Annotated in this window: 9 protein-coding genes; 8 read left to right on the forward strand and 1 reads right to left on the reverse strand. The window is 60.0% G+C overall.

The features are described from left to right. Positions 1 to 132 precede the first annotated feature (132 nt). The 6 genes from rpsF to radA all read left to right on the forward strand — a co-directional run bounded on the left by rpsF (position 133) and on the right by radA (position 5,528). On the forward strand, positions 133 to 606 hold the full coding sequence (gene rpsF / locus WBP53_RS11710; RefSeq protein WP_423929115.1) for a 30S ribosomal protein S6: 474 nt from the start codon (positions 133 to 135) through the stop codon (positions 604 to 606). Between the two features lie 26 nt (positions 607 to 632). Next, on the forward strand, positions 633 to 857 hold the full coding sequence (gene rpsR / locus WBP53_RS11715; RefSeq protein WP_423929117.1) for a 30S ribosomal protein S18: 225 nt from the start codon (positions 633 to 635) through the stop codon (positions 855 to 857). Positions 858 to 946: 89 nt separating this feature from the next. Then, complete coding sequence (rplI, locus tag WBP53_RS11720) at positions 947 to 1,399, forward strand: 50S ribosomal protein L9 (RefSeq protein WP_423929119.1); 453 nt, start codon at positions 947 to 949, stop codon at positions 1,397 to 1,399. Between the two features lie 274 nt (positions 1,400 to 1,673). Next, on the forward strand, positions 1,674 to 3,062 hold the full coding sequence (locus WBP53_RS11725; protein WP_423929121.1) for a replicative DNA helicase: 1,389 nt from the start codon (positions 1,674 to 1,676) through the stop codon (positions 3,060 to 3,062). Continuing rightward, positions 3,059 to 4,141 carry an alanine racemase gene (gene alr / locus WBP53_RS11730; RefSeq protein WP_423929123.1) on the forward strand — a complete coding sequence of 361 codons (1,083 nt, stop codon included), beginning with the start codon at positions 3,059 to 3,061 and terminating at the stop codon, positions 4,139 to 4,141. The genes WBP53_RS11725 and alr overlap by 4 nt, the downstream gene beginning before the upstream one ends. Before the next feature lies 1 nt (position 4,142). Continuing rightward, positions 4,143 to 5,528, forward strand: a complete 1,386-nt coding sequence (gene radA, locus WBP53_RS11735; RefSeq protein WP_423929125.1) for a DNA repair protein RadA — start codon at positions 4,143 to 4,145, stop codon at positions 5,526 to 5,528. Positions 5,529 to 5,585: 57 nt separating this feature from the next. Here radA and WBP53_RS11740 read toward each other — a convergent pair whose 3' ends face one another. After that, on the reverse strand, positions 5,586 to 6,386 hold the full coding sequence (locus tag WBP53_RS11740; protein WP_423929127.1) for a cytochrome C assembly family protein: 801 nt from the start codon (positions 6,384 to 6,386) through the stop codon (positions 5,586 to 5,588). A 134-nt stretch (positions 6,387 to 6,520) separates the two neighbouring features. Between WBP53_RS11740 and ffh the strand changes: the two genes are divergently transcribed. Together ffh and WBP53_RS11750 are read left to right on the forward strand one after the other, a co-directional pair. Then, entirely contained in the window at positions 6,521 to 7,903 is a 1,383-nt protein-coding gene (gene ffh / locus WBP53_RS11745; RefSeq protein ID WP_423929129.1) for a signal recognition particle protein, read from the forward strand. 221 nt (positions 7,904 to 8,124) lie between these two features. After that, on the forward strand, positions 8,125 to 8,688 hold a 564-nt coding region (locus WBP53_RS11750), incomplete at its 3' end, for a hypothetical protein (RefSeq protein WP_423929131.1).

The following is an 8,688-nucleotide window of genomic DNA, read 5'->3' on the forward strand; positions in this document are numbered from 1 at the left end:
GTCTTGCTCCGTACGCTCTAATCCCTTACTATCCGCGCCCCTTCGCTGCTGCCATGGGCGAAGTCTCTTGCCTCACCGTCTGTCGGGAGGCTGTCCCCGCACCTCGGGTGCGGACATCCAAAAGGAATAAACATGCGTCATTACGAAGTCGTGTTCCTGGTCCATCCGGATCAGAGTGAGCAAGTGCCGGCCATGATCGATCGTTACAAGACGATGATCGAAGCCGATGGTGGCACGATCCATCGCCTCGAAGACTGGGGACGCCGTCAGCTCGCGTTTCCGATGCAGCACCTGGCCAAGGCCCATTACGTCCTGTTGAACATCGAAGTCAGCCAGTCCGTCCTTGACGAGCTGCTTTCCGGCTTCCGTTTCAACGATGCCGTGCTGCGTCATTTGGTGATCAAGCGCAACGATGCGGTCACGGAAATGTCCGCCATCATGAAGAACAAGGATGACAAGGGTGATCGTCGCCGTCGTGATGATGATGGTGGTGGTTTTGGTGATGATTCGGACGATCGTCCGAGCCGTTCGGATCGCTCGGAGCGTCCCGAGCGTAGCGAGCGCGATTCGGCTGATGCCGAAACTCCTGCGCCCAGCGCCGAGTAACCGACCCTTCATTCCGGAGTATTCCCATGTCCAAGTTTTTCCGCCGCAAGAAGTTCTGCCGCTTTACCGCTGAAGGTGTTGTCGAGATCGATTACAAGGATCTCAACCTGCTGCGCCAGTACGTCACGGAAACCGGCAAGATCGTCCCGAGCCGCATCACCGGTACCAAGGCACGCTACCAGCGCCAGTTGGCAACCGCTGTACAGCACGCTCGTTTTCTCGCACTGCTGCCCTACAGCGACAGCCATTGATCTGATTTCCGGCCCGCCTCAACGCGGGCCGATTCGGACAGCGCAAGCTGCGCCGGAATGATCCGGCGCTAACGAATTGGAGTTTTCCCATGCAACTGATCCTTTTGCAGAAAGTAAAGAACCTCGGCAACCTCGGTGACAAGGTTGACGTGAAGCCCGGCTATGGCCGCAACTATCTGGTTCCGCAGGGCAAGGCTGTGCCGGCAACCGCAGAGAATCTGGAAGGATTCGAAGCTCGTCGCGCCGAGTACGAGGCCAAGGCAAACCAGCTGATGGGTGCCGCCGAAGCGCGCAAGGCCAAGCTGGACAGTGCCGATACGGTTGTCATCAAGGCCAATGCCAGCACCGAAGGCAAGCTGTTCGGATCTGTCGGTCCGCGCGACATCGCCGAAGCCTTCACCGCTGCAGGTTTCGCCCTCGACAAGAATGAAGTCGTTCAGGGTGAAGGTCCGATCCGCCACATCGGCGAGTTCGAGATTCGCGTTCACCTGCATGCCGATGTCGACACGACCGTCAAGGTGGTCGTCGTTCCGGACAACTGATCCATTCCGGAGTCGAATGATTGAAACGGGCGCCCTGGGCGCCCGTTTTCATTGGAGCTCTCGCAATGCACAGCTTATGCACAGGGTTGTTCTCTATTGATGAGACGCCTGGCTGCGTATGATCCTGAGCTATCGACGTGCACTTTCGTTTCACGTCCACGCAGTCGAGCTCCCGGCAACCGATTCAGCGGATGGCCCACGGAGTCGACTTCATTGAATTGATGATATCCGTGCGCTTGTGTCATAGCCGCGGCATCGGACTCAGGCATCCCTCATGGTCACCAGTGTTGAACGCAAGCCGGCTCCCAATATCGAGACATTGCGTGTTCCTCCGCATTCGATGGAGGCAGAACAGGCCGTACTCGGCGGACTCATGCTGGCTCCGGAATCGTGGGAGAAGGTGGCAGACAGAATCTCGGAAGATGACTTCTACCGACGCGACCACCGGCTGATCTTTCGCGCGATCAGCGCACTCAGCGAAAAGGATAAGCCCTGCGATGCAGTGACCCTGGGCGAATGGTTCGAGACCCAGGGACTGGCCGAACAAGTCGGCGGCATTGCCTACGTCATGGAGCTGGCCAATTCCACGCCGAGTGCCGCCAACATCGTTGCCTACGCGGATATCGTGCGCGAGCGGTCCGTGCTGCGCCAACTGATCGATACCGGCACCGAGATCACCGGAAGTGCGTTCCAGCCTGAAGGGCGCACCAGCCAGGAATTGCTGGAGAGCGCCGAGCAGAACGTGTTCCGCATCGCCGAGGCAGGATCACGCGGACGCAAGGGCTTTGTCTCGATGCGCTCGGCGGTCAAGGATGCGTTCCAGATCCTGCATCACCGCTACGAGAACCGGGGCACGATCACCGGCCTGCCGACCGGTTACACCGATCTGGACGAAATGACCACTGGCCTGCAGCCTTCGGACTTGATCATTGTTGCTGCGCGCCCCTCGATGGGAAAGACCGCGCTCGCATTGAACATGGCCGAGAATGCTGCAATGCGCACGAAAAAGGCAGTTGCCGTTTTCTCGATGGAAATGTCTTCTTCACAGCTGGCATTCCGCCTGATCTCCTCGATGGGCAGGATCAATCAGCAACACTTGCGCACCGGAGAGCTGGCCGAAGAAGAATGGCCGCGCGTGACCAGTGCCATCACCATGCTAAGCGAAGCCAAGATCTTCATCGACGATACGCCGGCGCTTTCTCCCGGCGAGTTGCGCGCACGTGCCAGGCGCCTCAAGCGTGAACACGATCTGGGCCTGATCGTGATCGACTACCTGCAACTGATGCAGGTGCCCGGAAACAAGGAGAATCGCGCCACCGAAATTTCAGAAATTTCGCGTGGACTGAAGGCCCTTGCCAAGGAGCTCAATGTCCCGGTCATGGCCCTCTCCCAGCTCAATCGTTCGCTCGAACAGCGCACGGACAAGAAGCCGATGATGTCGGACTTGCGCGAATCCGGCGCAATCGAGCAGGACGCCGACGTCATCATGTTTATCTACCGTGATGAGTACTACAACCCGGACTCGCCGGAGAAGGGCGTCGCGGAAATCATCATTGGCAAGCAGCGAAATGGTCCGACCGGTTCGGTCAAGCTGGCGTTCCTTGGCCAGTTCACACGTTTTGAGAACCTGGCCACGGACCGCTACACGGAACACTTCGAGTGAGTCGAGCAACCAGCGCGACGATTCATCTTGGTGCCCTGCGGGAAAATTTCGGCCGCTTGAAGGAAATGGCGGGTGACGCCCGTGTCATGGCCGTGGTCAAGGCCGATGGCTACGGTCACGGACTTGAGCGTGTGGCGCGTACGCTGCATGAGGCCGATGCGTTTGGCGTGGCTTGCATCGCCGACGGCCAGCGCCTGCGCGCTGCAGGAATGACCCAACGAATTGTCGTGTTGTCGGGAATTGACGAGGCGGCCGACATCGCCGAAATGCATCGACTGGGGCTTGAATCGGCGGTCCATCATGCGGTGCAGATCGACTGGCTTGCCGCGGACAAGAATCCACGTCCGCTGCGCGTCTGGCTGAAGATCGACACAGGCATGCATCGACTGGGTTTTGCGCCAGGGCAGGCGCATGCGGCACGGACTCGATTGCTCGCCTTGCCCAATGTCGATCCCGATATCGGGTTGATGACTCACTTCGCCAGTTCCGATGAGTTCGACCGCCCGCAGACAACAGCACAGATCGCATCGTTCGATGCGCTAGTCACCGGTTTGCCTGGTGAGAGGTCGCTGTCGAATTCCGCCGCCGTGCTGGGGTGGCCCCAGGCGCGCGGCCAGTGGGTGCGGCCGGGTGGATTGTTGTATGGCCTTTCCGCAGTTGCCGGAAAGAATGGTAGTGATTTCGGTTTCCGCCCAACGATGACATTGTCGAGCAAACTCGTCGCGATCAACCGTGTCAGCAAGGGCGAGGCAATCGGCTATGCAGCGACCTGGACCTGCCCGGAGGACATGGATGTTGGTGTGATCCAGATTGGCTATGGTGACGGCTATCCGCGATCGGCCTCCAACGGGACGCCGGTTCTGATCAATGGTCGCCCGGCGCCGATCATCGGGAGGGTTTCGATGGACCTGACCACGGTCGACCTGCGGGAACATGCCGATGCCGGAGTGGGTGACGCCGTCACCTTGTGGGGGCCCGACTTGCCAGTGGAGGAGGTCGCAACGCACGCTGGCACGATTGGCTATGAGCTGGTCTGCGGCATGACGAGGCGGGTCCGTTTCCTCGAGGACCACGACTGAAATGGCCAAGGCAAAGACCGCTTATGTGTGCTCCGAGTGTGGCGGCGAGCACTCCAAATGGCAGGGGCAATGCGCGGAGTGTGGTGTCTGGAACACCCTTGCAGAAATCGTGCTCGAGCCTGCATCGAAATCAGCCTCGAGCGGCGCCCGACGCGGCGGCTATGCGGGAGCAACCGACGCGCCGAAAGTGACCAGCCTGGCCTCCATCGGCGGTGAGGCCGAGCAACGCAGTGCAACCGGTATTGGCGAGCTCGATCGCGTGCTCGGAGGTGGGCTTGTCAGTGGTTCGGTTGTATTGATCGGCGGTGATCCGGGTATAGGCAAGTCGACCCTCCTGTTGCAGATGCTGGGAGCGATTGGTTCACGCATGCGCAGCCTGTACGTGACTGGCGAGGAAAGCCTGGCTCAGGTTGCTTCGCGCGGTCGTCGACTCGGCATAGCCCTTGAAGGGCTGGAAGCGCTCGCCGAAACATCGATCGAACGTATTCTTGGGCACGCAGCGAACAGCAAGCCCGAAGTGCTCATCATCGATTCGATCCAGACCATCTGGACCGAGGCGCTGAATGCCGCGCCGGGTTCGGTCAGCCAGGTTCGCGAAGCGGCCGCCCAGCTAGTTCGATTCGCCAAGCAGTCTGGTACCAGTGTCTTCCTCGTCGGGCACGTGACCAAGGAAGGCGGTATCGCCGGGCCACGCGTGCTCGAACACATGGTTGATGCCGTGCTCTACTTCGAAGGCGAATCCGGCAGCCGCTTTCGCATCCTTCGCGCCTTCAAGAATCGATTTGGCGCAGTCAATGAACTCGGTGTCTTCGCGATGTCCGAGAAGGGGCTCAAGGAAGTGCCGAATCCGTCGGCGATATTCCTGTCCACCCATGCGCAACCGACACCGGGTAGTGCGGTCATGGTGACGCGCGAGGGCACAAGACCTCTTCTGGTCGAAGTGCAGGCACTGGTCGATGCGTCGGCATTGCCGAATCCGCGTCGCGTGACGTTGGGCCTCGAGCAGAATCGGCTTGCCATGCTGCTTGCAGTCCTGCATCGGCACGGCGGTGCAGCCGTCTTCGATCAGGACGTTTTCGTCAACGTCGTCGGTGGCATACGCGTGCAGGAGACCGCTGCAGATCTGCCTGTTCTGCTGGCCGTGCAGTCGAGCTTTCGCGATCGCCCGTTGCCTGAGAAGCTGGTCGCATTCGGCGAAATCGGCTTGTCCGGAGAGATCCGTCCGGTACCCAACGGGGAGGAGCGTCTGCGTGAAGCAGCCACGCACGGGTTCCGTCACGCCATCGTGCCCAAGGCGAATGCGCCGAAAAGCCTGCGCATCGGTGATCTCCGCATCATTCCGGCTGACCGGCTCGGGGATGCGTTGTCAGCGCTCACTGAAATCTAGTTCTCCTGCTCCGTCTTCCAAGTGGAGAGGGGGCTAGTCGAACCGGAAATCACCCCATCAGCCAGCCCGATTCAAGACCATTTCAAGAACGTACTTGCTGCCAAAGAAGGCCAGTAGCAGGACGAACATGCCGGCCAGCGTGAGCCGGACTGCACGATTGCCTCGCCAGCCCCAGCGCCAGCGGCCGAACAACAGCACGCCGAACACGATCCACGATGCGATCGAGAGGATGGTCTTGTGCGCCAGATGCTGGGCAAACAGGTTGTCGACAAATACGACACCGGTGACCAGAGTCAGGGTCAGGAAGACGAATCCCACGGCAATCAGCCGAAACAGCAAGGACTCGGTCAGGGTCAGGGGGGGGAGGGCGCGGAACAGGCCGGAATCGAGGTTGCGTCTGCGCAGCGCGCGCTCCTGCAAGGCCAGCAGGATCGCCAGCAAGGCGGCGATGCTGAGCAGGCTATAGGCTAGCAGGGCGAAAGTGGCATGCAGTTTGATTTGCCATTCCATCGGCTGGGCCGTGGTTGGCCCGGCGACGAACGCGTCCAGTCCGAGGAACAAGGCAGCCAGGGGAAAGACAAGCACGCCCAGTGCAGCGATCGGGCGAAACAGGCTCACCAGCAGGGTCAACGCGGCAATGCCGAGTCCGGATAGCGACAATGACGCGAAGAAGTGCAGGTCGAGTCCACCACGGTGCAAGCCGAACAGGATCGTGGCATGGACGACCACGGCCAATGCGGCCAGCGCCATTCCGATGCCCCGTGCAGATACCGGCAACCGGGCAATCGGCAACGCAAGCAGTATGGCAGCGATCAGGTAATCGGCAATCGCAAAGGCGCTGAGAAGTTGGGTCGGCATGGGAAGAGTTTGGCACAGGCACGCGGGTCCGTGAATGTATGGACGTGGCCTGATCGACAGGCAATCTGCGGATCCAATGCCCGGGTGGCGCGCTGATATACTTGAAGACTGACTACACCTCGAAAAATCCATTCATGTTCGAATCCCTGAGCCAACGCCTTTCATCGACCGTCGAGCGCCTGCGTGGTCGCGGTCGCCTCACCGAAGCCAATATCCGCGAGTCAATGCGTGAAGTGCGCATTGCCCTTCTCGAGGCCGATGTAGCCTTGCCTGTCGTGCAGGCCCTGATTCAGCGCGTCCAGGTACGCGCGATCGGCCAGGAGGTCATGAAGAGCCTGACCCCGGGCCAGGCCCTGATCAAGGTCGTCCGTGATGAGCTGACCGTTGTCATGGGGTCGGCGAACACCGACCTGAACCTTGCTGCGGCACCCCCGGCGATCGTGCTGGTGGCTGGCCTGCAAGGTGCCGGCAAAACCACCACCGTAGCCAAACTGGGGCGCTTCCTTCGCGAGCGCCGCAAGAAGAAGGTCATGGTCGTCAGTTGCGACGTCTATCGACCTGCAGCCATCGAGCAATTGCGGACCCTGGCTGGACAGTGCGAAATACTGTTCCATCCCTCGACTCCCGATCAGAGCCCGGTGGATATCGGAGCGGCTGCACTGGATGCGGCGAAAAAGAACTTCGCCGATGTGTTGATCGTCGATACGGCCGGTCGTCTGCACGTCGACGCCGAAATGATGGAAGAGATCAAGCAGTTGCACGCGTCACTGAATCCGGTCGAGACACTGTTCGTGGTCGATGCCATGACCGGCCAGGACGCAGCCAATACCGCCAAGGCCTTTTCCGACGCGCTGCCCCTGACCGGCGTGATCCTGACCAAGACGGACGGCGATGCGCGTGGCGGTGCAGCCTTGTCGGTGCGCTACATCACCGGGCGACCCATCAAGTTCGTCGGCGCTGGCGAAAAGACCGATGCGCTGGAGCCCTTCCACCCCGATCGCCTGGCTCAGCGCATCCTAGGCATGGGTGATGTGCTTTCGCTCGTTGAGGACGTCGAACGCAAGGTCGACCAGGAGCAGGCACAGAAGCTGGCCGAAAAGGTCATGAAGGGCAAACGGTTCGACCTGAACGACATGAAGAGCCAGCTCGAGCAAATGGTCAACATGGGCGGCATGGCTTCGCTGATCGACAAGCTTCCCGGCATGGGCGCCATGTCGGAGCAGGTCAAGGCCAAGGTCAACGACAAACAGGTCGTTCACATGATTGCCATCATCAATTCGATGACCCGGAAAGAACGCCGGCACCCGGATTTGCTGAAAGGATCACGCCGGGCCCGCGTTGCGCGTGGTTCAGGTCAGCAGCCGGCGGACGTCAACCGTCTTCTCAAGCAGTACCAGCAGATGGAGAAGATGATGTCCAAGCTGGGCAGCGGGGGCATGAAGGGCATGATGAGGCAAATGAAGGGGGCAATGAAGGGAATGGGCGGCATGGGTGGGCCAGGTGGCTTGCCGCGCTGAGGTTCTGGCCAGCCGTCTGATCGTCCGCGAGTGCCCCGGGATTGGCTTCCTGAACGCGGAAATCGATGTCCAGCGCGTTGTTCTTCAGGGCATCATGGTTTAGTCTTGGAATACGTGCAGCAGGGACAAGCTGGATTTGCGCGCGGGTACCATGACGTGCCGGCGGGTTTTACTTGGTGTTTTTAACGTGACGAATACAACCTTTGGGGTAGGACAAAATTATGAAAACTAAAATTCTGGTGGCAGTTCTTGCAAATTTCCTGGTGGTTGGTGCCGCTTCGGCCGATCAATTCCTGACCAAGGCTGACGAGCGCAACAACATCGTCTCGCCAGGTGCGCCGGAAGTGTTCGCCGGTGGTGATACTTGTGCCACTGCTCCGAACATTAATGCGCTGCCGTTCAGTGATTCCGGTACCACCGTAGGTGCCACGAACACTGTTGCGGCGCTGCAGGCTGGATGCAGTGACTACACCGCCGTCAACGGACCCGATCAGATCTATACGTTCACAACCACCGCTGGCGCCAGCGTAGCCATTACGCTGACTCCGACGACGGCGACCTATGATCCGGCCATTTACGTTCTCAGCACCTGTGGAACTGGAACGACCTGCGTCACCGGTTCTGACTCCACGTTGGGTGGAGCAGCCGAGACGATCAACGCGTTTGCTTTCGCGCCGGGCACGTATGGTTTGTACGTTGATTCATTCTATGCGGCCGGTGCAGGTTGCGGTGGCCAGGGTGGCGCGCTTTGCGGTGATGGTGCATACGACATCAGCGTAACCGGC

The sequence above is a fragment of the Dokdonella sp. genome, from assembly GCF_049593775.1.
In the GTDB taxonomy this organism is placed as follows: domain Bacteria; phylum Pseudomonadota; class Gammaproteobacteria; order Xanthomonadales; family Rhodanobacteraceae; genus Dokdonella.